At 62.0% G+C, this 22,768-nt stretch carries 29 protein-coding genes; 21 read left to right on the top strand and 8 right to left on the bottom strand.

Translation table 11 applies throughout. From position 1 onward, the window contains the following. Positions 1-76 precede the first annotated feature (76 nt). The 4 genes from DF196_RS07605 to DF196_RS07620 all read left to right on the top strand — a co-directional run bounded on the left by DF196_RS07605 (position 77) and on the right by DF196_RS07620 (position 5,027). On the top strand, positions 77-1,174 hold the full coding sequence (locus DF196_RS07605) for a carbohydrate ABC transporter permease (RefSeq protein ID WP_109057253.1): 1,098 nt from the start codon (positions 77-79) through the stop codon (positions 1,172-1,174). A gap of 12 nt (positions 1,175-1,186) precedes the next feature. After that, a complete protein-coding gene (locus DF196_RS07610; RefSeq protein WP_109057254.1) occupies positions 1,187-2,125 on the top strand; it encodes a carbohydrate ABC transporter permease in 939 nt (312 codons plus the stop codon). Between the two features lie 143 nt (positions 2,126-2,268). Further along, positions 2,269-3,654, top strand: a complete 1,386-nt coding sequence (locus DF196_RS07615; protein WP_109057255.1) for a GH1 family beta-glucosidase — start codon at positions 2,269-2,271, stop codon at positions 3,652-3,654. 116 nt (positions 3,655-3,770) lie between these two features. Continuing rightward, a complete protein-coding gene (locus tag DF196_RS07620; RefSeq protein ID WP_109057256.1) occupies positions 3,771-5,027 on the top strand; it encodes an MFS transporter in 1,257 nt (418 codons plus the stop codon). 22 nt (positions 5,028-5,049) lie between these two features. On the opposite strand, the gene DF196_RS07625 is transcribed toward DF196_RS07620, so the two are convergent. The 3 genes from DF196_RS07625 to DF196_RS13895 form a co-directional block, all read right to left on the bottom strand. Then, positions 5,050-6,528 carry an aldehyde dehydrogenase family protein gene (locus DF196_RS07625; RefSeq protein ID WP_158276292.1) on the bottom strand — a complete coding sequence of 493 codons (1,479 nt, stop codon included), beginning with the start codon at positions 6,526-6,528 and terminating at the stop codon, positions 5,050-5,052. Positions 6,529-6,553: 25 nt separating this feature from the next. Beyond that, the gene (locus DF196_RS07630; protein WP_109057258.1) at positions 6,554-7,993 is read right to left on the bottom strand and encodes an MFS transporter; all 1,440 of its coding nucleotides are present in this window, start codon (positions 7,991-7,993) and stop codon (positions 6,554-6,556) included. A 515-nt stretch (positions 7,994-8,508) separates the two neighbouring features. After that, positions 8,509-9,126 (bottom strand): NADPH-dependent F420 reductase, encoded by a 618-nt coding sequence (locus DF196_RS13895; protein WP_109057259.1) that lies wholly within the window; start codon positions 9,124-9,126, stop codon positions 8,509-8,511. A gap of 14 nt (positions 9,127-9,140) precedes the next feature. Between DF196_RS13895 and DF196_RS07640 the strand changes: the two genes are divergently transcribed. The 3 genes from DF196_RS07640 to DF196_RS07650 all read left to right on the top strand — a co-directional run bounded on the left by DF196_RS07640 (position 9,141) and on the right by DF196_RS07650 (position 10,728). After that, entirely contained in the window at positions 9,141-9,371 is a 231-nt protein-coding gene (locus DF196_RS07640; protein WP_109057260.1) for a hypothetical protein, read from the top strand. 29 nt (positions 9,372-9,400) lie between these two features. Further along, positions 9,401-9,925, top strand: a complete 525-nt coding sequence (locus DF196_RS07645) for a PadR family transcriptional regulator (RefSeq protein ID WP_241519637.1) — start codon at positions 9,401-9,403, stop codon at positions 9,923-9,925. Positions 9,926-10,071: 146 nt separating this feature from the next. Next, positions 10,072-10,728 (top strand): endonuclease III domain-containing protein, encoded by a 657-nt coding sequence (locus DF196_RS07650; protein WP_109057262.1) that lies wholly within the window; start codon positions 10,072-10,074, stop codon positions 10,726-10,728. On the opposite strand, the gene DF196_RS07655 is transcribed toward DF196_RS07650, so the two are convergent. Then, the gene (locus DF196_RS07655; protein WP_109057263.1) at positions 10,702-11,367 is read right to left on the bottom strand and encodes a DedA family protein; all 666 of its coding nucleotides are present in this window, start codon (positions 11,365-11,367) and stop codon (positions 10,702-10,704) included. The two genes, DF196_RS07650 and DF196_RS07655, sit on opposite strands and share 27 nt — an antisense overlap. Before the next feature lie 154 nt (positions 11,368-11,521). On the opposite strand from DF196_RS07655, the gene DF196_RS07660 reads away from it, so the two are divergent. Beyond that, complete coding sequence (locus DF196_RS07660) at positions 11,522-12,001, top strand: flavodoxin (protein WP_109057264.1); 480 nt, start codon at positions 11,522-11,524, stop codon at positions 11,999-12,001. Positions 12,002-12,023: 22 nt separating this feature from the next. Further along, positions 12,024-12,422, top strand: coding sequence for a cupin domain-containing protein (locus tag DF196_RS07665; RefSeq protein WP_109057265.1), 399 nt, complete (start codon positions 12,024-12,026; stop codon positions 12,420-12,422). A 227-nt stretch (positions 12,423-12,649) separates the two neighbouring features. Here the strand turns inward: DF196_RS07665 and DF196_RS07670 are convergent, their stop codons facing one another. Further along, entirely contained in the window at positions 12,650-13,441 is a 792-nt protein-coding gene (locus tag DF196_RS07670) for an ABC transporter permease (protein WP_109057266.1), read from the bottom strand. Positions 13,442-13,529: 88 nt separating this feature from the next. Beyond that, on the bottom strand, positions 13,530-14,363 hold the full coding sequence (locus DF196_RS07675) for an ABC transporter ATP-binding protein (protein WP_109057267.1): 834 nt from the start codon (positions 14,361-14,363) through the stop codon (positions 13,530-13,532). 206 nt (positions 14,364-14,569) lie between these two features. On the opposite strand from DF196_RS07675, the gene DF196_RS07680 reads away from it, so the two are divergent. Beyond that, complete coding sequence (locus tag DF196_RS07680) at positions 14,570-15,274, top strand: response regulator transcription factor (protein ID WP_206603786.1); 705 nt, start codon at positions 14,570-14,572, stop codon at positions 15,272-15,274. Between the two features lie 181 nt (positions 15,275-15,455). After that, a complete protein-coding gene (locus DF196_RS07685) occupies positions 15,456-16,466 on the top strand; it encodes a sensor histidine kinase (RefSeq protein ID WP_158276293.1) in 1,011 nt (336 codons plus the stop codon). Positions 16,467-16,472: 6 nt separating this feature from the next. On the opposite strand, the gene DF196_RS07690 is transcribed toward DF196_RS07685, so the two are convergent. Then, positions 16,473-17,363 (bottom strand): LysR family transcriptional regulator, encoded by an 891-nt coding sequence (locus DF196_RS07690; RefSeq protein ID WP_109057269.1) that lies wholly within the window; start codon positions 17,361-17,363, stop codon positions 16,473-16,475. Between the two features lie 290 nt (positions 17,364-17,653). On the opposite strand from DF196_RS07690, the gene DF196_RS07695 reads away from it, so the two are divergent. Further along, the gene (locus DF196_RS07695) at positions 17,654-19,033 is read left to right on the top strand and encodes an MFS transporter (RefSeq protein ID WP_241519638.1); all 1,380 of its coding nucleotides are present in this window, start codon (positions 17,654-17,656) and stop codon (positions 19,031-19,033) included. A gap of 50 nt (positions 19,034-19,083) precedes the next feature. Next, a complete protein-coding gene (locus DF196_RS07700) occupies positions 19,084-19,539 on the top strand; it encodes a 3-hydroxyacyl-CoA dehydrogenase NAD-binding domain-containing protein (protein ID WP_109057270.1) in 456 nt (151 codons plus the stop codon). On the opposite strand, the gene DF196_RS14205 is transcribed toward DF196_RS07700, so the two are convergent. Beyond that, on the bottom strand, positions 19,424-19,795 hold the full coding sequence (locus DF196_RS14205; protein WP_421728463.1) for a helix-turn-helix domain-containing protein: 372 nt from the start codon (positions 19,793-19,795) through the stop codon (positions 19,424-19,426). The two genes, DF196_RS07700 and DF196_RS14205, sit on opposite strands and share 116 nt — an antisense overlap. Before the next feature lie 80 nt (positions 19,796-19,875). Here DF196_RS14205 and DF196_RS07705 point away from each other — a divergent pair, with 80 nt between their 5' ends. The 8 genes from DF196_RS07705 (at position 19,876) to DF196_RS07740 (ending at position 22,694) form a co-directional block, all read left to right on the top strand. Then, the gene (locus DF196_RS07705) at positions 19,876-20,121 is read left to right on the top strand and encodes a helix-turn-helix domain-containing protein (RefSeq protein WP_277745490.1); all 246 of its coding nucleotides are present in this window, start codon (positions 19,876-19,878) and stop codon (positions 20,119-20,121) included. Continuing rightward, positions 20,121-20,351 carry a hypothetical protein gene (locus DF196_RS07710; RefSeq protein WP_109057272.1) on the top strand — a complete coding sequence of 77 codons (231 nt, stop codon included), beginning with the start codon at positions 20,121-20,123 and terminating at the stop codon, positions 20,349-20,351. Before DF196_RS07705 ends, DF196_RS07710 begins: the two co-directional genes overlap by 1 nt. Next, positions 20,351-20,563, top strand: a complete 213-nt coding sequence (locus DF196_RS07715; protein WP_109057273.1) for a hypothetical protein — start codon at positions 20,351-20,353, stop codon at positions 20,561-20,563. Before DF196_RS07710 ends, DF196_RS07715 begins: the two co-directional genes overlap by 1 nt. Further along, positions 20,560-20,748 (top strand): hypothetical protein, encoded by a 189-nt coding sequence (locus tag DF196_RS07720; RefSeq protein ID WP_109057274.1) that lies wholly within the window; start codon positions 20,560-20,562, stop codon positions 20,746-20,748. Before DF196_RS07715 ends, DF196_RS07720 begins: the two co-directional genes overlap by 4 nt. Further along, a complete protein-coding gene (locus DF196_RS07725) occupies positions 20,748-20,963 on the top strand; it encodes a hypothetical protein (protein WP_109057275.1) in 216 nt (71 codons plus the stop codon). Before DF196_RS07720 ends, DF196_RS07725 begins: the two co-directional genes overlap by 1 nt. Positions 20,964-21,442: 479 nt before the next feature. Then, positions 21,443-21,784 (top strand): hypothetical protein, encoded by a 342-nt coding sequence (locus tag DF196_RS07730; RefSeq protein ID WP_109057276.1) that lies wholly within the window; start codon positions 21,443-21,445, stop codon positions 21,782-21,784. Next, positions 21,766-21,975, top strand: a complete 210-nt coding sequence (locus DF196_RS07735) for a helix-turn-helix domain-containing protein (protein ID WP_146194733.1) — start codon at positions 21,766-21,768, stop codon at positions 21,973-21,975. The genes DF196_RS07730 and DF196_RS07735 overlap by 19 nt, the downstream gene beginning before the upstream one ends. Next, the gene (locus DF196_RS07740; protein ID WP_109057278.1) at positions 21,975-22,694 is read left to right on the top strand and encodes an HNH endonuclease; all 720 of its coding nucleotides are present in this window, start codon (positions 21,975-21,977) and stop codon (positions 22,692-22,694) included. The genes DF196_RS07735 and DF196_RS07740 overlap by 1 nt, the downstream gene beginning before the upstream one ends. Positions 22,695-22,768: the final 74 nt, after the last annotated feature.

The following is a 22,768-nucleotide window of genomic DNA, read 5'->3' on the forward strand; positions in this document are numbered from 1 at the left end:
GTGATTGAAAGGGTGCCGGGTTGGCAGGTTTCCGGCCCGGCACCTTCTCTTTGGGGGATTTGTCAAAGGAGACAACATGGCAGCGAACAACGCACAGCCGAAGGCCTCGTGGCGGAGCAGGCTCGGCAATTTCGAATGGAAGGCTTCGCCGTACATCTACATCGCACCGTTCTTCATCCTGTTCCTGATCGTGGGCCTGTTCCCGCTGATCTACACCGTGGTCATCGCGACCCGCCAGTACAACACGCTGACCGGTGACGCCGGTCTGGCCGTGTGCGGCGCCACCTGTGATAGCACCACGCCGTCCTGGTACGGCAACTTCCAGTGGGTGCTTCACCAGCCCACCTTCTATGTGGCCCTGCGCAACTCGGTGAGCATCTTCCTGCTGAGCTCCGTGCCGCAGATCATCATCGCCCTGTGGCTCGCATGGATTCTTGACGCCAACCTCAAGGCCAAGACCTTCTGGCGTATGGGCGTGCTGCTGCCGTACGTGGTGGCCCCGTCCGCCGCAGGTATCATCTTCTCCCAGATCTTCTCCGACAAGATGGGCGCCATCAACGTCGTCCTGCAGGAGATCGGCCTGCAGCCCATCATGTGGCACGGCAGCACGATCTGGTCGCATCTCGCCATCGCCACCATTGTCAACTGGCGTTGGATCGGCTACAACACGCTGATTCTGCTGGCCGCCATGCAGGCCATCCCGCGTGACGTGCTCGAAGCGGCCGTCGTGGACGGTGCCGGCAAGTGGCGTACCTTCCGTTCCATCACCCTGCCGATGCTGCGTCCCACCTTGCTGTTCGTCATCATCACCTCCACCATCGGTGGTCTGCAGATCTTCGATGAGCCTCAGCTCTTCCACAACGCGGCGAGCGCCGGCGGCGGTCCGAACAACCAGTACCTGACCGTGAGCCTCTACCTGTACAAGCTCGGCTTCGTGAACGTGACCCCCGGCCAGCCGAACCTGGGCCGCGCGGCCGCTGTGGCCTGGCTGCTGTTCCTCATCATCGTGGCGATCGCACTGCTCAACTTCTACCTGACCCAGCGCATGGCCTCCGGCGGGCGCGGCAAGGGCGACAAGAAGGCCCAGAAGCTGTCCGCGGAACGTAACGAAGCCGAACGTCAGCGCGCCATCCGTTCCGGTGTGAACGCACGCGCGGCTGCGGGAATCGAGTAAGAGGGAATCATCATGGGTAAAGAATCAACCAAGAACGAACTCGGCACCCCAGTTCTCGAGCAGGTCTACGGCAAGGGCGTGTCCCGTGCGGCCGCTCGGCAGCGCAAGGCCCGTCTGGGCATGACCTCCGAAGGCCGCAAACCCGGCTGGGGCAGCTATGCGGGACTGATCGTGACCCTGCTGCTCTTCGTGTTCCCGCTGTACTATGCAATCTCCATCGCCTCGCAGGACAGCCCGAGCAACCAGTACGGCGTGCAGGCCCTGATCCCCGGCGGATCTTTGTTCCGCAATCTCGGCCGTGCCTTCGGCGAACTCAAGTTCTGGCAGGCACTTGGCGGCACGTTCACCGTGGCCACCGTGGTCTCCATCTCCACCGTGTTCTTCAGCACGCTGGCCGGCTACTCCTTCGCGAAGCTGCATTTCCGTGGCCGTAACGTGCTGCTGACCTGCGTGGTGGCCACCATGACCATCCCGCAGCAGCTGAGCGTGGTCCCGCTGTACATCATGGCCAACAAGGCCGGCCTGTACGGCAACCTGCTCGCCGTGATCATCCCCGGCCTGGTCAGCGCGTTCGGCGTGTTCTGGATGACGCAGTACCTTTCCGATGCCCTGCCCTACGAACTCATCGAGGCGGCGCGTGTGGACGGCTGCTCCATGTTCCGTACGTTCCTTTCCGTCGGCCTGCCGGCCGCGCGTCCGGCGGCGGCCATGCTGTTCCTCTTCACCTTCATCGGCCAGTGGACCAACTACTTCTGGCCCATGCTGGTGCTGGGCGCCAACAAGAACAGCATGCTCACCACCGCCGCCGCGGCACTGAAGGGCGCGTACTTCACGGACTACACCATCGTGATGTCCGGCGTGCTGCTGACGACGTTCCCGCTGGTCCTGCTCTTCTTCTTCGCAGGCAAGCAGCTGGTCTCCGGCATCATGGCCGGTGCCGTCAAGGGCTGATAGACTTCCCTGTCCCTCCTTTGGCGGCTGCCGGTTTCCCGTGAACTCGGGAGGCCGGCAGCCGTTCCCTTTCTTCGTCCTATTGCCTTGTACTGACGGGTAATTCCGTCTTTCCACCAACCTCAAAGTCGAGGAGCATACCCATGACTTTCACTTTCCCGCAAGACTTCACCTGGGGCACCGCCACCGCCTCCTACCAGGTCGAAGGCGCCATCCATGAGGACGGCCGCACCCCCTCCATCTGGGATACGTTCTGCGCCAAGCCCGGCACCATCGCCGACGGCACGTCCGGCGAGCGCGCATGCGACCAGTACCACCGCTACATGGAGGACATCGACATCATGAAGCGGATGGGCGTGGGCGCCTACCGTTTCTCCGTGTCCTGGTCCCGCATCATCCCCGAGCCGAACGGCAAGGTGAACCAGGCCGGCGTCGATTACTACCTGCGTCTGCTGGACGCCCTGCGCGAGGCCGGCATCAAGCCCGCCTGCACCGTCTACCACTGGGATCTGCCCCAGTACCTCGAGGACCAGGGCGGCTGGCCGAACCGCGACACCGCGAAGCGTTACGCGGACTACGCGCAGGTGCTCGCCGAACGGTTCGGCGACCGCATCGACACCTGGATCACGCTCAACGAGCCGTGGTGTGCGGCGTACCTTGGCTACGGCAACGGCGTGCATGCGCCGGGCGTCAAGGATTACGCGAAGTCCCTTGAAGCCGTGCACCACCTCAACCTCGCGCACGGCCTCGGTACCCAGGCCATCCGTTCCGTGCTCGGCGACAAGGCCCGCATCTCCGTGACGCTGAACCCGGCGGTCAACATCGCCGAGACGGACGCGCCGGAGGACATCGCGGCCAAGCACCGCGCCGACCTGATGAACAACGAGGTCTTCTACGGCCCGATGCTTGAAGGCCGCTACGATCCGGACATCCTGGCCGTCACCGCGGACCTCACCGACTGGTCCTTCGTCAAGGACGGCGACCTGGAGACGATTCACCAGCCGCTGCAGGTGCTCGGCCTGAACTACTACTCCACCTCGCATGTGCGCGCCGCCGCTCCGGGCAACGTCAACGAGGGCGTGCCGGCCCCCGCGCAGGACATCGTGGAATTCCTGCCGCCGACCGGCGAGTTGACCGCGATGGGCTGGAACCAGGAGCCGCACGGCCTGACCACGCTGCTCACCGAGCTGAGCTCTCGTTTCCGGGACCTGCCGCTTATGGTCACCGAAAACGGTTCCGCCTGGGACGATGTGGTGACCGAGGACGCCGCGGCCCCCGGCGGCAAGATCGTCCACGACCCGCAGCGCGTCAACTACATGAACCGCCACATCCGCGCGGTCGCCGACGCCATCGAGGCCGGCGCGAACGTCACCGGCTACTACGCATGGTCGCTGCTGGACAACTTCGAATGGGCGCTCGGCCTGAGCAAGCGATTCGGCATCGTCCGCGTCGACTATGACACCGAGGAGCGCATCTGGAAGGATTCCGCCCTGCGCTACGGCGAGATCGTCAAGGCCAACGCTATCTGACGATTCCCCGACCTCCGGAACCATACGACGTGTGCCCGCCGGATAACGACCGGCGGGCACACGGTCCGTCAGCCGTCACCCACCAGCAGCCATACCCTCCAAAGGATCACGAATCAATGAGTCATGAGGAAGACGTCTCGTCCCGGATCGCCCTTCCCATGCCGACCATGATCCGCTTCCTCACGGGTTTCTTCCTCTGTGGCCTGCTGTGGATGACGGCTTTCAATTCCGCCAGCATGGTGCTGCTTCCGCAACGCCTCAAGGACGACGGGTTCGCCGACCCGAACGGCATGATCGCGCAGCTCAACGCGGCGGGCGCGATCGTGGCGCTATGCGCGAACATCGTGTTCGGCTCGCTCTCCGACCGGTCGCGCTCGCGGTTCGGACGCCGCACGCCGTTCATGATCGGCGGCGCCATCGCATCGGGAACCTGCCTGTTCCTGGTGGCGGTCGCGCAGCAGACGATCACCATCATCGCGGCCTGGTGCGGATTGCAGCTGTTCCTCAACGCATTGCTGTCGCCGACCCTCGCCACATTGTCGGATCGGATCCCCGGCAACCTTCGCGTACGCATGTCCGTGGCGTACGGTCTCGGCACCACCACCGGCAACGCGCTCGGCACCATGCTTGGTGCGATGTTCCACGACCAGAAGACCGTCGGCTTTGTCGCCGCCGCCTGTCTGCTGGCATTGGACGGTCTTATCGTCACGTCCATATGGCCCAAGGAGCCGTCCGCCGCAAACCTGCCGAAAGCCGGAGACGGCGTGGCCGCGATCCTGAAAAGCTTCAAACCGCCCACTCGAGGGGCGTCGGATTTCTACAAGGCGCTGGTTGGCCGATTCTGCTTGATGCTCGCCTACAACATGGTGTTCGCCTACCAGCTCTACATCCTCGAAAGCTACCTTGGGCAGGACGCCAAACAGGCCGCGGCCACCATCGCGGTGTTGTCATCATGCACCATGGCCGCGAGCCTGACCGGCATGATCGTCTCCGGCATCATCGCCGAGCGATGGGGGAGGAGAAAGCCGCTGCTGATCATCGCTGCGGTACTGCTGGCTTGCGGATTCCTCACTCCTCGGCTGGTGCCTTCGGTACCGGGATTCTATATATACGGTGTGCTGGCCGGACTGGGATACGGCACCTACAACGCCAGCAATCAGGCGCTCAGCATCGATGTCCTGCCGAACAAGGATGAGGCCGGCAAGGGACTGGGCATATTGAACCTCGCCAATACATCCGGCATGATCCTGGCCGCCGTGATCACCTCCTCCATATATGCGGTGTGCGGAACCTACCGTCCGGTGTTCATCGGCGCGGCGCTGATGGCGCTGATCAGCATTCCATGCATCGCGACCATACGGTCGGCCCGGTAGGCTCCCGCGGTTGACTCGTTGACTAGTTATTGAACCATCCCGACTTCTCCGGGCTCATCTTGAGATTGATCTGCTTCAACACCGTATATTCCTTAAGCCCGTCAAGACCGCCATCCACCGTGGTGCCGCTTTGCCTGTGCGGGCTCACCGGCACACCCGGCGTCTCGTCCATATAGGTGTTCGCCCACATGATGCCGGTATCCACGTCGGCGCACACGCGCAGGGCACGGCCCATATCGCGCGTGAACACACCGCCGGCCAGACCATAACCAGTGCTGTTGGCAAGGCGCACTGCCTCGGCTTCGTCGCTGAAGGTCTGCACGGTGAGCACCGGGCCGAAAATCTCCTCATTGACCACGCGCATGTGCTCATTGCAATCCACCAGCACGGTCGGCTCAATGAAGTAGCCCTTCGCGAAATCGCCTTTGGTGATGCGATGCCCGCCGATCAGCACCTTGGCGCCTTCCGCCTTGCCGATTTCGATGTATTCCAGTACATGCTCCATATGGCGCTTGGACACCATCGGGCCGAATTCCGTCTCCTCGTCGAGCGGCATGCCAATGCGAATCCTCGGGATGCGCTCCTCAAGCATGCGCGTGACCCGTTCATAGACGCCGTCCTGCACCAACAGCCTCGAACCGGCGATGCATACCTGGCCCTGACTCAGGAAAATACCGAACATCAGCCGGTCCACCGCCACGTCCAAATCGGCATCATCGAAGATGATGAACGGTGACTTGCCGCCCAGCTCCATGGCGTACCGCTTCACGCTGGTCGAGGATTTCGCGATGATGTCCCTGCCGGTCGCGGTGCCGCCGGTGAAGGTGATCTTGGCAACGTCCTCGCTTTGCGCCAATGCCGAACCGACCTCCGAGCCGGAGCCGAGTACCATATTCACGCTACCGGCGGGGAAGCCCGCCTCTTCCATGGCCTGAACCATCATTGCCGTGGAAACCGGCGTCAGCGAAGACGGCTTGATCACCACCGTATTGCCGGCGGCCAATGCCGGGGCCATGCCCGCAGCCATGGTGCCCATCGAATAATTCCAAGGAGCCACCACCGCGCATACGCCGAGCGGCTCACGGATGGTCACGGTCAGCATATCGCCGTTTTCCGCGGAAGCCGTGCCCTGCAATTCGTGCACCAGCGACGCGGCATACCGGAAGACGCCACTGGCGGCATAGATGTCATCGTATCGGGTCTCCTTATAGACCCTGCCCATGCTGTTGGTTTCGGCCACCGCCAGTTCCTCGGCTCTCGCCTCGATGAGGTCGGCGGTCGTATTGAGCAGTTCCGCACGTTCGTCCGCCGTGAGATTGCGCCAGGGCGAGCCCGGCGTGAACGCCTGTTTGGCGGCCGCGACGGCCTTGCTCACATCATCGGCAGTTCCTCGCGTGGCCTCCGCCGCCACACTGCCATTGGCCGGGTTGATGATTGTCGTGATCTCGCCGGAAGCGGATTCGACCCATTGGCCGTTGATGTACATGCGGATCGTATGCATTCTGTACTCCTTCGTTATTGATGATTCAGGACCGATGCCTGGTTCCGTCGGCGGAATCATGGGCATCGCCGCCGACGGCGGTGATGTTTTCTCGTTCGTGGGAAGCGCTGTTCTGGGTGACGGAGAGCATGTACCAGGCTCCGGGGAGTGTGAGCAGGCCTCCGGCGACGAAAACCCAGGAAATGGGAATGATGTCGGCAAGAGGAGCGAAGATCAGCATTCCCAACGGCATGGCGAACGTCGTTATCGTGGTGTCAAGCCCGAAGATGCGTCCGACCATCGCCTCGTCGGATTCCGACTGCATGATCGTGCGCATGGGGCCGACGCATGTGGCAAATGAGACGCCGCTGACCAGGTCGATCAGCAGATAGGTCAGCAGGTTCGGTGCCAGTCCGAGTCCGACGATGGAAAGGCCGACGACGGCGACGGAATATGCCGCCACCCGTATCTGTGCGCGGCTGCCGTGCAGCACCTTGGCTCCGAGCGAAGACATCAACGCGCCGCCAAGCAGCATGCCGATACTCCAGCCGAGCTCGTTGGCCGCGAGTTTGTCCGAGGCGGTGGTGAGGTTGATGAATCCGAGATTGAGATCGATGTCCGAGTATTCGCGGGTCATGAGCAGCAGGGTCAGGTTCATCGGGGCGACGGACATAAAACAGGTGAGCGCGTCGCCCAGAATCACTCCTTTGAGCATCGGACGGCTCATCGCATATGCGAATCCCGCCTGCAGGTCGGCGAAGGAACGTCGCGCGCTGGCGACGAGCAGCGTAATCGGATCTTTGCCTTGCCGGGTTTCGTCATTGTTGGAGGCTGTGTTCGCAAGCGGAGCGGATGGTGAAGTCTTTCTATCCTTGCGTGCCTTGCGCGGCGGCCGGATGCAGGCGACAAACCCGACGCCGATGATCGCCGTCGCCACGTCAATGAGCAGAATCGACCACAACGGTACGATATTGATGAGCACCGCCGCAATCGCTGGCGCGGCAATCAGATTCACCGAATTGATGACACCGTATATCGAGTTGACGCGCAGCAATTTGCCGGTCGGCACGATATCCGGGATAAATGACTGGATGGCTGGCATCTGAATGCCGCCTCCGGCCGAACGGATGAACAATACGATGAACAGTATGGCGAGATTCGCCCATCCCATGGAGAAGCTCACCGACAGCAGCACCGTCACCGCGGCGATGATGAGATCCGGCAGCATGATTAGCGTCTTGCGGTTATACCGGTCGGCCATCGATCCGCCGAATATGGAGACGACGCCTTGGGGCATCACTCCGAACAAGGTGGCGAGCAGCATGGACCAGCCGGATTTCTCCTGCAGGACGATCCACCACCACAATGCGTATTGCACGATGTTGGACCCCAATAGCGAGAATGCCTGTCCGGTCAGGAGCAGTGCGATATGGCGAATCCATGAATCGACGCCGTTTGATGCGCGCGATTTGGGAGCATAAGACATATAGGTGTTCCTTAGCAATACCTATATATACATATACACAGATGAATATATAGGTGAAGTGAAAAATGTTGCGCCTGTTGGCTGACGTGGTCGGGGTCTACAGAGTTAGACGAAACCAGGGGCGTACACCGGAGCGTTGTTGTCCGGCGTCGAGGCACAACGCAAAGAACACATGGATTCACCGTATCACGAATGTCTGACCCGCCGAGGATCGTGCTTTGCCGCAAACGTACGGTGAAAACGCTGGTTGACGCGCAAAACGAACGGTGGGTGAAACCTTGGGAAATCAAGGTTCCACCCACCGAAAACATAGGCTCTGTTAAACCAAGATTGACATGCCCCTTATTCTTGGCCACCTTGTCAGGGGAGCTGGCGGCGAAGCCGACTGAGGGGTAGTCCAATGGAATTCATGTCAATCTTGGTTTAACAGAGCCAAAAAAATATGTTCCGCGCGGTGGCAGCCTGTATTAAGTGTGAGACGGGCGGCCACCGCGCGCGGGGTGTGGGATATCTGCTTACTTCACGACCTTGAAGCCGCCGGTCCACGGGGTCTGCTCGGTCACGCCGAGGATGATCTGCAGGGCGCCGTAGCCCTCGAGGTACTGCGCGCGCTTGAGCGGGCCGGCGTCCACGGTCTTCAGGCCGGCGGCCTCGATGAAGGCGGCCACGGACTTCTTGGCGTCCTCGTCGTCGGAGGCGAGCTGCACCACGGTCGGGGCGCCGTCGTTCTCGCCGGTGGCGAGCGTGGCGGCGAAGGTGGTGTTGAAGCCCTTGACCACCTTGGACTCAGGCAGCTTGCCGGCCAGCCACTCGGCGGCGGACTTGGTGCCTTCCGGCAGGGCCAGGTCGAAGGTGGTGAAGTCGATGGGGTTGGACACGTCCACCACGGTCTTGCCGGCGAACTGGGCGGCGTACTCGGCGAGGGTCTCCTCGTAGGCCGGGAACGGCAGGGCCAGCACCACGATGTCGCCGGTGACGGCCTCGCCGAACTTCGCGCCGGTGACGCCTTCGGCGGCCGCGGCGGCCTTATCCGGGTTGCGGTCGATGACCTGCACGTTCGCGCCGGCCTTGACGGCGATGCCCGCCACTGCGGAACCGATGTTGCCTGCGCCGAAGATGGTGATGTTGCTCATAATGAGTCCTTTCGATGATTGCCGGTGACGGCGGGGTTGTTGCGTTGGTGTATGTGGTTGTTGCCTGCGATTGCTTGGCTGCCTCGGTTGGTATCCGTTGCGTTCGCGTTGATGCCAGTATGCACCTCGACAAGAGATATTTCAAACTGAGATATATCGAGAGGATTTATATCAAACTGAAAATCGCTGGAATTCCGGTGTTTGCGGGGGTGTTACGGTCTTCCACTCACGGCGTGTCGTTTTGAGATATCTCGGCTTGAGATATCATGAATATATGATGAACACCGTAGAACTCATGACCTTGGGCTTCCTTTCGGAGGAACCATTGTGCGGCTACCGGCTGCGCAAGAAGATGGACCAGCTGCAGGGCTACATGCAGGCGGTCTCCGACGGCACCCTGCATTCCGTCACCAACAAATTCGTCAAGGCCGGCTACATCGGCGAGACCTTCAATGTGGTCAACGGCCGACGCCTGCGTGAATTCCACCTTGAGCCGACCGGCCGTGACGCACTCGTCGAGGAACTGAAGAACACCGGCGGCTACAACCTCACCAACATCACCAAATGGGCGGTCGTCATGTCGTTCCTCTCCGTCATTCCGGACGAGAGTGACCGGCGGGCGGTGCTGCAGCGCCGTCTCGACCTGCTCGAATCCGACGTGCGCCGCCTCTACAGCGACGGCGAGGGTCCAATCGACAACGACAAAGTCACCGACAAATACCGTCGCGCGATCATCATGGTCCACGACGCCGAAATCGATGCCGAACGCCAGTGGCTCAAGCAGGAACTCGGCGACTGAGCGTCGGCGGGAAAGGGGCTGAGCCCGGGGCGGATGGCACCGGCGGGGCGACTGGCGGTTTCCCGGAACACGATGGTCGCGATAGTCGGTTTGGACTGTACGGCCGGGGAAGCGGGGCCGGACGCACCGCACGTGTCACGCGGGACATGCGTCTGCCGGTCCCGGCCGACATCGAATCGCTGTATGCCGTGATGGAGCCGGCGATCGGCCCCACGAACTGGTGGCCGGCGGATACGTTGTTCGAGATCATGGTGGGTGCGGTGCTCACGCAGAACACCGCGTGGGGCAACGTAGAACGTTCGCTCGCGGCGCTGAAGGAGGCCGGTGCGCTTGACCCCCATGCCATTGCGGCGTTGGATCCGGAAACGCTGCAAGACCTCATCCGCCCGTCGGGCTTCTATCGGAACAAGTCGAGGACCCTGCGCTCGCTGAGCCGATGGTACGTCGAACGATGCGGTGCACGGCCTGAAGGCGTGGCGGATATTCCGGACGATGAGTTGCGTGCCGAACTGTTGGAGCTGTTCGGTATCGGTGGGGAGACCGCCGACGATCTCGTGCTGTATGTGTTCGGCCGTCGTGCATTCGTGGCGGACACCTATGCACGACGGCTATTCGCGTTTCTGGGGTTCGACGTGCCGGCGGGCTATCCGGCATTCCATAAGGCCTTTGCCCCGATTGTGCTGGAGACGCGGCTGGACGTCACGCAATTGCAGGAATTCCATGGCCTCATCGACGAATTCGGCAAGGCGTACCGCACCGATGAGGCCAAAGCCGGATCATTCCTGGGCGGCCTGAAGATGTGAGCGGACCTTCACCACCACGTACCATGTGAGCAGCGCCACCACGATTGCGGCCACCGCGTACTGGAACTTGTCAAGGAACCCGAGAATCGAGCACCAGCTGGCGCCGAGCACATAGCCGGCCATGACCAGAATCGTGTTCCAGACCGCGGAACCCAGCGTGGTGAGCAGCGTGAATTTCAGCAGATTCGTGCGGGCGATGCCGGCCGGAATCGAAATCAGCGAGCGCGCAATCGGAATCACGCGGCCGATAAGCACGGAAACCAAGCCGTATTTCGCGAACCAGGCGTTGGCCTTGTCGATGTCGGATGCGTCGGTAAGCGGCAGGAGATCGAACAGCCTGCGCATGCGATTCGCACCGATGGCATAGGCGATGCCGTACAGCACCAATGCGCCAACCGCCGAGCCGATGGTCGCGCCGCCGATGGCCTCGACCAAAGTCATGTGGCCCTGTGCCGCGGTGAAGCCGGCGAGTGGCAGGATGACCTCACTGGGAATCGGCGGGAACAGGTTTTCAAGGAATACGGCGATGCCGGTGCCGAGCCAGCCCATGATGGACATAAGACCCACAAGCCAGTCTGTGATCGCGCCGATGAATCCGCCCGTGGAAACCGGGCACTGCGTAATGGTTGCAATGTTCATGGCACTTACGCTATGGCATGCGCGCTTGCCTGGAACTAAGACACCGGACGCTGCAATCATGCATTTTTCGCATGGTAAGCCATCGGCGATACCTATTGGACGAATGACGCCGGCAGGTCTTCAATGGAAACGAATGTCTAGAAAGGGATTGCATATGAGCAAGAAGATTCTGGTGACGTATTTCTCCGCGACCGGTACCACGAAGGCGGTGGCGGAGCGTCTGGCGAAGGCGATCGGCGCTGATCTGACCGAGATCGAACCGGCCGAACCGTACACCGCGGCCGACGTGGACTGGCGTGATGCCGCAAGCCGCTCGTCCGTGGAACATGCGCACCGTGACATGCGTCCGGCGTTGGCCAAGCCGATTGATGTGAAGCCGTATGACGTGGTGTTCGTCGGCTACCCGCTGTGGTGGGAGACCGCGCCGCGCGTGGTGCGCACGTTCTTGGAAAACGAGGATTGGGCGGGCAAGACCATCGTGACGTTCGCTACATCCGGCTCCAGCACGCGCGGCGCCGACGGCGTGCAGCTGCACGATTCCGCGCCGGCAGCGCACTGGGTGAACGGTCGTCGTCTGGCCGCCAACATCAAGGAACCCGAACTCGCCAAGTGGGTCGCCGGACTCGGTTTGTAACAAAGAAAGGACATAGACAGTCATGGAAAATCCGAGCGTATTCCCGTTGGGCAAGCCGAACGACGCCTTCGCCCAGTATTTCGAAGGCCAAAGCTACCTGGCCCCGCTGGCCGGCGATGATCAGGTGAACGTGGCGAACGTGACCTTCGAGCCCGGTTGCACGAATCACTGGCACATCCACCACGGCATCTGCCAGATTCTGCTGGCCGTGGGCGGCCGCGGTTACTACCAGATCGAAGGCCAGGAGCCGGTGGAGCTGAAGCCGGGCGAGGTGGCTTACATCCCGCCGGACACTAAGCACTGGCATGGCGCCGCGCCGACCGAGGCGTTCGCCCATGTGGCCGTCATGCCGAAGAAGGAAGGTGCTTCCACCGAGTGGCTTGAACCGGTCGACGAGGAAGCCTACAGCAGGCTGGCGTGACGGCTCGGCTACCTACGTCGTTGGGGCGGTTGCAGCCCAATTCGACTAGCCTGGGCCGCTTTCGGTGGCGGAACGCCGCCTTAAGCCTCACTAAGTATGCGGGCGAACCAAGGTCTCGCATACATAGTGAGGCTTTGAACCCTAAAACCCTCACTATGTATGCGGGTACTTCGTTGAGCCGCATACTTAGTGAGGGTTTTGCATAATCCGTGGCCGTCTGATGCCCGCTACCGCATCTCCGGCGGCTTGTATTGGTCGTCCGCAGTGAAGCAGGTGCGGTAGACCATCGCCATGATGAGGCTGTCGGCCACCAGCGTCAGCGCGGCGATGGCCGCGAACACCACGAACTGGTATTTGGCGGCCTCAAGCGGGTCGCCGCCGGCGATCACCTGGCCGGCCATCATACCCGGAATCGTCACGATGCCGCAGGACGCCAGCGTGGCCGTGGTGGGCAGCAGGCCCAGTCGAATCGAGGAAACGATCGAAGGGCGGGCGGCTTCCCAGGCGGTGGATCCCAAGGCCAGGAGCGTGTCGATCTCGTCGCGGCGCTCGTTCATGCTCTCGTAGAACCGGCTCAGGCCCACGGCCAGCGCGGACACCGTATTGCCGAGCAGCATGCCGGTCAGAGGCACCACGAGTTGCGGCGCGTACCACGGGTGCGGGCGCACCACGAGTTCGGTGACCAGCGAGATCATGAGCAGCATCGTGATGGTCAGGCTCAGCAGCACCGGGCCGGCGAGGCCTTTCGGCACGCCTTTGGCGCGCGAAAGCGTGATCTGCACGGCGGCCACCAGCATCACCGCAATCACCGCGAACACCAGGAACACGTTGTTCGCGCGAATCACATAGCCGATGATGAAGCCCATCGCGCACAATTGCAGCAGCGCGCGGCATGCGGACCACAGCAGCGTCTTGCCGATGTTGATGCGCATAAGCTCGCTGATGCCGGCCGCGACGGCCACCATGGCCAAAGCGACCAGCAGGCCCCAGATATCAATGTCGTATGCGTTACCGGTCATGTCTAATGCTTTCCTTCATTTTCACGATTCATTCCCCTCAGGCCGCGTGGCGGACGGTTCTCCTCAGGGAGGGGCGCCAATAGTGAAGTCACGCTTGCTTGCCAGCTTGTTCGCTTAAGATTCCGTTGGCCAAGGTCACGATTCGGAAGGCACGGCCATCCGGCGGGCGGTGGCGGATGCGGATGATTGCCATGCCCCCGGACGCTGCGGCGGCCATGATATCCGCCACTTTTTCGGCATTCTCGTCGTCCAAGCCGGCATCCACCTCATCCGCCAGCAGCACCTTCGGCTCGGTCAGGAGTGTACGCGCCAAGGAGACGCGCGCCGCTTGGCCGCCGGACAGGTCATGCGGCGGACGGTCGAGGTCGATGTCCTCGCATCCCATCGCATCCAGCGTCATGCGGATCTTCTGATCGGTGAGCAGCTTGCGCGCCTGCTGATCATTGTTGCGGAACAGTGCCACGAACCTGCGCCCCAGGCCGACTTTGCCGATACGGTGCGGGGCGGCGGTATCAGCGGCCGTGGTGGCTCCGGCGGCAGTGGCGGCGCCGTCCTGACTGTCGCCTTCGACGGCACCCGCGCGAATCGCCAGCGTAAACGGCAGGCGAATCGCTTCGGCCACCGTCTCGCCCGGCAGAATCGGCTTTTGCGGCAGATACGCCACCTCATGCCGCCACTGCTGCGGCGTGAACTTGCCGGAATCATGCCCATCCAGTGCGAACGAACCGGTTGTATGCGGGTTCAGTCGTGCGAACGCTGTCAGCAGACTGCTTTTACCGGAACCGGACGGTCCGACCAGATCCACGATCTCGCCGGGGGCAATCGCAAATTCAAGATTCTCGAAAATCGTGCGGCGCTCACCCTGCGCCGGTACGATGCACGTCACCCCGTTCGCGGTGAATACCTTTTCCGTATTGCTCATATTGGGCACGTTACTTCGACGGTGGCATCGCGCCAACGTCCGCGCGTTTCTTAGCGGACTCTTAGATGCTTGGCGGTCTGATATAACCGTAGGAAAAGGCTTGACGCTTGGGCTGAGCTCCCCTCAGTCTGTGGAAGCAGACGGCTCCCCTTAGCGGGGAGCCAGCACGCGGGGCTCGGTGATGGTATTACTGCAAAGGTATGCGGATGATGACGGCGAACGAATACGCGACTGATCCGGAACGGCTACTGCTGCCGGCGGTGCTGTTCATCGAGGACGACCCGAATCTGGGATCGATGACCGCGGAAATGCTTGGGCTGGACTACCGCATCGATTGGGTCATGACGATCGCCGATGCGCGTGGCAAGCTGACCGACGGCACCTATGACGCGCTGATTGTGGACCGCCGCCTGCCGGACGGTGATGGATTGGACCTGATCCGCGGCCTGCGTGCGGCCGGGGTCGCCACGCCTGCCTTGATGCTGACCGCGCTCGCCGAGGTGGACGATATCGTGGATGGTCTGGACGCGGGTGCCAACGACTACCTCACCAAACCGTTCCATGTGGTGGAGCTCGAGGCCCGGCTCCGTGCGCTGCTCCGTGGCTTCCACGCCCAGGCGGCGAGCATCATGATCGGCGACTGGCTCCTGAAGCCCGACTCCAATATCATCGAGGACCCGGACGGGCGGGCCGTGCCGCTGACCGACGTGGAATCGAAGCTGCTGGCCACGCTTGCCGCCGCGCCCGACCATGTGTTCAGCCGCGAGGAACTGCTGAAAAACGCTTTTTCGACCGGAAGCGACATCGGCGCCGTGGACGTGTACGTGTCGTATGTGCGCGGTAAAACCACGCGCGGCATCATCGCCACCGTGCGCGGCAAGGGGTATCGGATCGGGCGGCCGCAGGATTAGACGGCGGGCTTTCCGGCCGCTTCCGTCCGGAAAGCGCCGGCCTGGTCGACCAGGAAGACTTGGCCGGGAAGTCATTCGATGAGGCGCCGGTCAACAGGAAATGGACGTGGTGACAAGCCCGCGAATCATTCGTCGGTTATTCGTCAGTCATCCATTAGTCATTCAGAAGGGAGTGTGGAACATGACGAGCAGCAAACAAACGCAGCGCAAATATAGCCATCATGTCGGCAGCGTCGCCGGTTTGATCAGCCTGCGTATGACCATTGCGATGACCGTCATCACCGTGGTGGGTGGGCTCATATTCGTGGCCGGCGTGCTGCTCGGCTCGCGCCATGAGTTCACCGAGCGCGGGCTCGACCCGAATGCCATGTCTGTCACCGAGCAATTCGGCTCGGGCATGATGGTCATCGACACCAGAAAGGCCGTGGGATTCACCGTGCTGTTCGTGCTCGGTGTCATCGCGGCGGTGGCGCTTCTCGGACGATACTATTCGCGCAAGGAGGTCGCGCCGCTGGAGCACGCCTTCGAACTGCAGAAGGACTTCGTGGCAGACGCCAGTCACGAGCTCAAGACGCCGTTGGCGGTGATTTCCACGCGCATCGACCTGATTGAATTCCGTCGCACACACGGTCAGCCCATCGACGGCGCCATCGCCGATCTGCGCGGCGATGTGGATCGTATGGACGCCATCATCACCGATCTGCTGGTGGCCGCGCGCGGCGCTGTAGACGCCGAACCGGTGGCGCTCGCCGAGGTCATCAGCCAGTCCGTGGACTCGGTCAGGCCTCTGGCGGACAAGCGCAACGTGGGCCTGAACACCCATATCGATGGTGATCCATCGCATTTCGTGGTGCGTGGCAATGCCGTGGGGCTTTCGCGTTGCCTGGTGGCGGTGCTCGACAACGCCATCGCGCATTCGCCGACAGATTCCGCGGTCACGGTCTCGCTTGGTTACCATCATCACGGCGATGTGGCCATCCGTGTCGCCGATTGTGGCAGCGGCATCGGCTCGGATCCGGAGAGACTGTTCCGCAGGTTCGCGCGCGACGATGACGGCACCGAACATCAGGGCTACGGGCTGGGACTGGCTTTGGCCCGCGACGTGGCCAGCCGATACGGCGGTACGTTGAGTGTGGAGTCCACGTCATCCTCCGGCACCACGATGCTGATCACGCTGCCGCTGGCCTCATAGCGTCCGTCAGATCGCGGCAAGCTCCCGAATACGTTCGATGAACGCGGCGACGGCGGGGGAGGGGGCGCGCGGATACAGCAGGCCGTAGGACAGGCCGACCGGTTCGGGCCAATCCACCGGCACGTTCACCAATTGCGGATGCACGTCCGCCCAGAGGGACTTGGAAATGAGCAGATCGCCGGCCTGCGCGCATTCGTTGAACGTGTCGAGGCCGTAGTGATCGATGTCGATGAGTTCGATGTCGGCATGCTGGGAAAGCAGCCTGCGGGCGGTCTCGTCGCCGCCATGATGCTGGGCGATGATATGGATTCGTGTGCCTGCCAGATCGTCCAACGTGATTCGCGGCAGGCGAGCGAGCGGTTGCTCGCGCGGCACGGCAAGGCACAGCGGCTCATGGTCGAGCACCAAAGTGCCGCAATAGCGGCTCCAGTAGTCGGCGTCGAACGCGGTGGACACCATGTCGATGTCCTGTCCCAGATGGGCGATGATGCTGTTGATGGTCGTGGTGTCGTCCGCGAGGGAGACCAGTTCCAGGCGAATCTCAGGATGCTTGCCGGCGTCCTTCTGCCAGAGGTCGAGAATGCGCCGGCCGGAGCGCAGCACGGAGACGCCGAGGCGCACGGGTGCGGCGTCCGAGGCGGAGCGGCGTTGCGTGCGGTCGATGATTTCCCTGCATTGATGCATGATGCCGCGCGCGTCGGCGACGAAATCGCGCCCCTGCGGCGTGAGCTCCACGCCGTTGCGGGAACGGCTGAACAGTTTCAGCCCGTATTCCTTTTCGAACGTATTGATTTGCTTGGCCAGGGCCGGCGTCGAGATATGCAGTTCGCGTCCGGCGTGGGCGAAGCTGCCGGTGTCCGCCGCCGCGATCACCGCGTCCAGTCGCTTGTCATACATGGTGTGACCTAGCCCTTTCTTGCTATGCCCCCTCAGCGAGGGGATCCAGAATCGTGGTGTTCCACCTTCTCCGAGCCGAGGGTCGCCGAGGAGGAGTGGTTCGTTTCCCGTCTGTTCTGGCGCCCCTCTCTGAGGGGAGCTGTCAGTCGAAGACTGACTGAGGGGAGCTTCCATAAACTAATAGTTCACAACCCATAAACCACAATCACTCACAAACCCATATCTTCCAACACTTCCCAAGCGTACAGTATCTCACGCAGTAACCAAAAGTATACATATGAAGGATACCAGTGAGTTCAGTATCGAAGTATTCCGCAAACCTCGCCACAGCCGCGGCGGCCATCGCCTCGTTCCTGGCCGGCATGGACGTGCTCATCGTCAACGTGGCGCTGCCCACCATCGCCGCCGACCTCGGCGGGAACATGGCCGTGCAGCAGTGGGTGGTGGATGGCTACACGCTCCTGTTCGCGGCCCTGCTACTGCTCGCCGGCAGTCTCGCGGACCAGTTCGGCGCCAAACGCATCTTCCTCATCGGCGCGGCCCTGTTCGGCGCCGCTTCGCTGTTCTGCTCGTTCGCATGGTCGATGATGGCCTTGGTCGCCGGACGCTGTGTGCTTGGCGTCGCCTCGGCGCTGCTGCTGCCGGCGTCGATGTCGCTGATCAATGAGGCCAGTCCGAACCCGCGATATCGCGCATGGGCGTTGGCGCTCTGGGGTGCGGGCGGTGCCTCGGCTTCCGCGGTCGGGCCATTGCTCGGCGGATTGCTGACGCCGATCCACTGGAGTCTGGTGTTCGCCATCAACGTGCCGTTCTGCCTGGCCATTCTGGCGGTCGCCCCGCATATTGCGCCTTCGCCGCAACGGTCCACCCGATTCGATTGGATCGGTCAGATTCTGGCGTTGATCGGATTGAGTGCCTTGGTCGCCGGCATTATCCAGGTCGGCTCCGCAGGATTCTCCGCGCCCTCAACGCTGACGCTGCTGGTCGCCGGCATAGTGGCGCTCGCGATGTTCGTGTATTCGCAGACCAAGGTCTCTTCCCCGATGATGCCGCTCGGCCTGTTCCGTGTGCGCGGCATGCAGGTGGCGTTGCAGATCGGATTCATCATGATCTTCAACTGGTACGGCATGGTGTTCATCTGCACGATGTTCCTGCAGAACGAGTTGCATATGAACCCGTTCGCGGCTGGCCTGGTGTTCGTGCCGTCCGCATTCGTGACCATTGTCGGCAACCTGATGGGAGGGCGCATCGTCACTGCGCGCGGCTCGAAGTTCTCGATCACGTTGGGCCTGGCCATCATGATCGCCGGATTCCTGTTCGAATTCCTGTGCGCCCGGCCGATTCCGGTGTGGGTGATCGCCACGGGCCTGAGTGTGGTCGGATTCGGCGCGGCCATCACCACGCCGGCGGCTGCGGGAGTGGTTCTGAAAAGCGTGAGCGCCTCGCAGGCCGGCATCGCTTCCGCCATGTTCAACACGTTCCGCCAGGTCGGCGGCGCGATCGGCGTGGCGGTGTTCGGCGTGATCGCCACATTCCTGCCCTCGTTGGATCTGGCATTGCGCGCGGTGTTCCTCGCATCCGCGCTACTGCTCGCGTACGTACTGGCATTCGAATTCCTGCGTTGGAAGGATGCTCCCATGACTGCCGCCACCGCCGAATCGGTGGCATAATCGGGAACTGGACCGAATCACCGATGATGGGATGAATGGAGATGGCGACGATGGCACAGGAGCATGAGGGCGCGGCGGCACTGAACGTGAAGAGCGCGAACGATATCAAGGTGATTGCCAATGTGGGCACGGGCACGATGGGGCATGCCATTGCGTTGCAATTCGCGCTCGCCGGCTACCAGACGCGCTTGGTGGGCCGTAGCGAGGCCTCGCTTGACCGTGGTATGGCCCGCATTCGGTCGGATGCGGAGACGTTCGCCGGTGCCGGACTGCTACGTGCGGGCGAATCCGTGGATGATGTGCTGGCCCGCATCACGCCGGTCGTCGGCTATGAGCAGGGTGTGGCCGATGCCGATTTCGTCATCGAATCGGTGGCGGAAAACCGGGGAGTCAAGCAGGACGTGTGGCGCGAAATCGCCCGGTCCTGGGTGCTAGACCTTCTTGAAAGACTTTCATACCGCCGTCACCGGAATCGCCGGGGCGGCGGTTGTTTGTATAACCCATAAGTTCGGGCGTGGTCAGATTCGGGTTAAGCAACGTTGCAACGTCGGTCCCCAGAAAGTCGGCGGCGGCCTGAGTCTCGTTGATTGTCCAAGTAATCTCGCTGCGAAGTTTCTTGGACACTGTTTGTGGCGCAATGCCAAGTGCGTGCGCTAAATCTTTCTTTTGGATATGGCGGGCGTTGACCATTAAGTTAACGTTCATTGCCACGATATCTTGTGCTTTTGCCCTTGCGGCTGGCTGTGTCATTGTTGCTGTCATAGCTACATAATACAACGACGTTTTACTTCTCTCGGCGTGTTGTGTTGATACACTCGATATTTATGTGATAACACTATCGTGTGGTTTTACTTCAGTCGTCAAAAGATACGTCAGAGAGGTTGTGGAATCTCATGCGCCAATGCTGTGTCACTCAAAGGGACACGGCTAGCGCTATTGGCATTTCACCTCAGCTGCTCGGCAACAAATTGCACGGCCGCGCTAACTACACGCTGCGCGACCTGAGCCGGTTGGCAGATTACTTCGACGTGTCAATTGACTATCTGACTGGTCGTTCTGACATTAAGCAGCCAATGGAGGTGAAGTGATGGAGATTGCGAATGAGCTAGATCTGTTGCCGAACGATATCGCCGTGTATGAGGACCATGGCGTCCCGCGCGCGTTCCGCGTGCTGTGCTGGACCGTCACGACCCCGGTTCAACCGGTGCTGTCGTGCGGCATGCCGGGGGAGCGTCGCGGGGCTAATGCCTATGACGTTCTCACGCCCGGCGAAATGGCGTTCGTCGGCGGTATCCGTCGCGGGGAGGCTCGGGACTGATGGCGGTTTTCACGAAGGAATCCCATAACCATTTCGATGTGGACACGTTCGGGGACGTGAACGAGGGTTTTTCGTTCGGTTTCAGCATCAGCGTGGACGGTGATTATTTCACGGTTTCGGGCATGTCCATGGCGGAACTGCTGGACATCAACAAGGCGATAGCCAGGGCAATCGGCGGCGTGCGCCGCCAGCTGAGAGGAGTGAGGGCATGACCCTGTACGAGAAGATTCTTTTCCTGCCGGCCGAAATCATGCTGCTGGTGTCGTCGCTGTCGTGGCGCACATGGCCGATAGCCGTGGGGGCCGTGGCGGTGATCGCGGTGACGGTGTTCTGCAGGACCGTGCGGTCCGACGGCAGTCCCGTGCGCGGCCCCGAACGCGGGGAGGCCGGCCGCTGATGTGTCACGCGAAGCTCAGGCAGACGGACGAGGGCGATTACACGTTCCTGACGGCATTGAGCCAGAACGGTGTCGTCAAGCTGCTGATACGGCCGCATCCCATCCGCCGTGACGGCACGGTGTGCGACAGACCATCCCAGGTGTACACGCTTACGCCCTCCGAGGTGCGGGGGCTCATCGCCGTGCTGAACATCATGCCGGACCCGGCCGAATAGGGCCGGCGTTCCTTCCGAATAACTCAACGGGCCGTGATTGGTGACGACACTCGGTTAGCCATAGCCCACGCTTGAAAAGTACCCGGGCGCGCCTTGCCCAGCGCGTTACAAACACACGTCATGCGGTGGCGTGGTTACAACGGCGGCCGGGGGCCGCCATGCGGGACTACTGAACGACTTGGGGCGCATTGTCAGGGTGCAACAGGGTGCTTCACCGCCATGCGTGGCGGGCCCCTTGTCGTGACCTTGCGCGCGGCCTCGGCCGCTGACCTCAATGCGATATACGTGGCTCCGTTACGAAGCAATTGGGCGAACCTCACCGGAAACGAATGGCGGAGCCTTATGGCTCCACGCCTGTTTTCGGCTTAGGTTCCCCCGCTCAACCGTTCACCACCCGAAGGTGACATGACATGAAAACTCTTCCATCCACCGACCTGCCGGACAGACCCCGGATACAGAACACGAAGCGAGGTAACAGAATGGGATATGCAGTCGATTACAGACCGAACAGGAAAAGGGCGAGAAGGCAGACGCCCCAGAACAAGGCCCAGCGGACGAAGGACATCAGGAACGCCGTCCGTTGGAACCTCGCCCAATTGGAGCACGACACCCTGGGAGCCGAGACCATCAGCCGCGACATGGTGTGCGGCCTGCTCAGGCTCGGCAAGATCGCACCGACCGCCGACCCGACCGGCGACCACGTGCTTCAGGAGCTCATCAGCAAGGGCGTGGTGCTGCGCCCGGCCAAACGTGCCGGCGTGCAGGTGTTCGACCGGGCCGACCTGCTGGCCTCGCTCAAGTCATGGGCGGGCGTGCAGTGAACCCGCGCACGAAGCTGACCACCACGCAGGCCGCCCGGTACGTGGGCCTGTCCAAACGGCAGATGGAACGACTCAGGGACAACGGCGCCGGGCCCACGTGGTTCCGCGCCGGCGACTCGCTGAACAGCCCGTGCATGTACGAGGTGGCCGACCTCGACATGTGGGTGAAGGCTCGGAAAGGGGCGAGGTGATGGCTCGCAGGCAGACCATAGACCCGCTGGTGCGGGCGAAGGTCATCGAGACATGGGGCGGCGAATGCTGGCTGGGCTTGCCCGGATGCACGCGCGTGGGCACCGAGGACGACCACATAGTGCCGTATTCGCACGGCGGTATGGACACGGTGCCTAATATCCGGCGTGCATGCAAGCACTGCAATGCCAGCCGACAGGACCGCGTGCTGTATGGATATGGCGCGAGGCTGCACATGATCGTGGCCCCGCCCGGCAGCTGCGACCGTGAGGCCGTGGACTACATCGAATCGCATAGGAATACGGGCGACCCCGTGGTTAGCTTCAATGCCATGGCCTCCGCTATGGGCCTCGTGTCCCCCAGCCCGGCCGAACGCCGCGCGGTGGCCATGGCCTGGTCGGGTGCCTACCGCCAGTTCGCCATCAGCGCTGAGCCCATAGACGTGTGGTGCGTCCGTACCACGCCCGGCACCAAACGCCACCCCCGCATGCTGGACGAATGGATAGCGCTTGACTACGACGTGCATGTGATAGACCCCGGCTTCGGCATCGAGTGGGAACGGGCCGGGGACGACGCGGCGCGCAAGATGGTGCGGCAATGGTACGCGCTTCACCTGTCACAGGAACTGGTGGACGCGAGGCAGCGGGAGCGACGCGCGAGGCTCGTGGCCCTCGGCCTTCGCACTGATCGTGCGCAGTCGCCTTCGCGGCCGGAATGGTGACCGCCGTTTTTTAAAAGCCCGGCCGGCCAAAAGACCCCGCGCCCAGTTTTTTATCCCCCCAAACCAAATAAAAA

Source organism: Bifidobacterium callitrichidarum (assembly GCF_003129905.1).
Lineage (GTDB): Bacteria > Actinomycetota > Actinomycetes > Actinomycetales > Bifidobacteriaceae > Bifidobacterium > Bifidobacterium callitrichidarum.

What these genes read in the sequence shown, in the direction of transcription:
- DF196_RS07605 (WP_109057253.1), top strand. Translation starts at nt 77, where the DNA reads ATGGCAGCGAACAACGCACAGCCGAAGGCCTCGTGGCGGAGCAGGCTC.
- DF196_RS07610 (WP_109057254.1), top strand. Translation starts at nt 1,187, where the DNA reads ATGGGTAAAGAATCAACCAAGAACGAACTCGGCACCCCAGTTCTCGAG.
- DF196_RS07615 (WP_109057255.1), top strand. Translation starts at nt 2,269, where the DNA reads ATGACTTTCACTTTCCCGCAAGACTTCACCTGGGGCACCGCCACCGCC.
- DF196_RS07620 (WP_109057256.1), top strand. Translation starts at nt 3,771, where the DNA reads ATGAGTCATGAGGAAGACGTCTCGTCCCGGATCGCCCTTCCCATGCCG.
- DF196_RS07625 (WP_158276292.1), bottom strand. Translation starts at nt 6,528, where the DNA reads ATGCATACGATCCGCATGTACATCAACGGCCAATGGGTCGAATCCGCT.
- DF196_RS07630 (WP_109057258.1), bottom strand. Translation starts at nt 7,993, where the DNA reads ATGTCTTATGCTCCCAAATCGCGCGCATCAAACGGCGTCGATTCATGG.
- DF196_RS13895 (WP_109057259.1), bottom strand. Translation starts at nt 9,126, where the DNA reads ATGAGCAACATCACCATCTTCGGCGCAGGCAACATCGGTTCCGCAGTG.
- DF196_RS07640 (WP_109057260.1), top strand. Translation starts at nt 9,141, where the DNA reads ATGATTGCCGGTGACGGCGGGGTTGTTGCGTTGGTGTATGTGGTTGTT.
- DF196_RS07645 (WP_241519637.1), top strand. Translation starts at nt 9,401, where the DNA reads ATGATGAACACCGTAGAACTCATGACCTTGGGCTTCCTTTCGGAGGAA.
- DF196_RS07650 (WP_109057262.1), top strand. Translation starts at nt 10,072, where the DNA reads ATGCGTCTGCCGGTCCCGGCCGACATCGAATCGCTGTATGCCGTGATG.
- DF196_RS07655 (WP_109057263.1), bottom strand. Translation starts at nt 11,367, where the DNA reads ATGAACATTGCAACCATTACGCAGTGCCCGGTTTCCACGGGCGGATTC.
- DF196_RS07660 (WP_109057264.1), top strand. Translation starts at nt 11,522, where the DNA reads ATGAGCAAGAAGATTCTGGTGACGTATTTCTCCGCGACCGGTACCACG.
- DF196_RS07665 (WP_109057265.1), top strand. Translation starts at nt 12,024, where the DNA reads ATGGAAAATCCGAGCGTATTCCCGTTGGGCAAGCCGAACGACGCCTTC.
- DF196_RS07670 (WP_109057266.1), bottom strand. Translation starts at nt 13,441, where the DNA reads ATGACCGGTAACGCATACGACATTGATATCTGGGGCCTGCTGGTCGCT.
- DF196_RS07675 (WP_109057267.1), bottom strand. Translation starts at nt 14,363, where the DNA reads ATGAGCAATACGGAAAAGGTATTCACCGCGAACGGGGTGACGTGCATC.
- DF196_RS07680 (WP_206603786.1), top strand. Translation starts at nt 14,570, where the DNA reads ATGATGACGGCGAACGAATACGCGACTGATCCGGAACGGCTACTGCTG.
- DF196_RS07685 (WP_158276293.1), top strand. Translation starts at nt 15,456, where the DNA reads ATGACGAGCAGCAAACAAACGCAGCGCAAATATAGCCATCATGTCGGC.
- DF196_RS07690 (WP_109057269.1), bottom strand. Translation starts at nt 17,363, where the DNA reads ATGTATGACAAGCGACTGGACGCGGTGATCGCGGCGGCGGACACCGGC.
- DF196_RS07700 (WP_109057270.1), top strand. Translation starts at nt 19,084, where the DNA reads ATGGCACAGGAGCATGAGGGCGCGGCGGCACTGAACGTGAAGAGCGCG.
- DF196_RS14205 (WP_421728463.1), bottom strand. Translation starts at nt 19,795, where the DNA reads ATGACAGCAACAATGACACAGCCAGCCGCAAGGGCAAAAGCACAAGAT.
- DF196_RS07710 (WP_109057272.1), top strand. Translation starts at nt 20,121, where the DNA reads ATGGAGATTGCGAATGAGCTAGATCTGTTGCCGAACGATATCGCCGTG.
- DF196_RS07715 (WP_109057273.1), top strand. Translation starts at nt 20,351, where the DNA reads ATGGCGGTTTTCACGAAGGAATCCCATAACCATTTCGATGTGGACACG.
- DF196_RS07720 (WP_109057274.1), top strand. Translation starts at nt 20,560, where the DNA reads ATGACCCTGTACGAGAAGATTCTTTTCCTGCCGGCCGAAATCATGCTG.
- DF196_RS07725 (WP_109057275.1), top strand. Translation starts at nt 20,748, where the DNA reads ATGTGTCACGCGAAGCTCAGGCAGACGGACGAGGGCGATTACACGTTC.
- DF196_RS07730 (WP_109057276.1), top strand. Translation starts at nt 21,443, where the DNA reads ATGGGATATGCAGTCGATTACAGACCGAACAGGAAAAGGGCGAGAAGG.
- DF196_RS07735 (WP_146194733.1), top strand. Translation starts at nt 21,766, where the DNA reads ATGGGCGGGCGTGCAGTGAACCCGCGCACGAAGCTGACCACCACGCAG.
- DF196_RS07740 (WP_109057278.1), top strand. Translation starts at nt 21,975, where the DNA reads ATGGCTCGCAGGCAGACCATAGACCCGCTGGTGCGGGCGAAGGTCATC.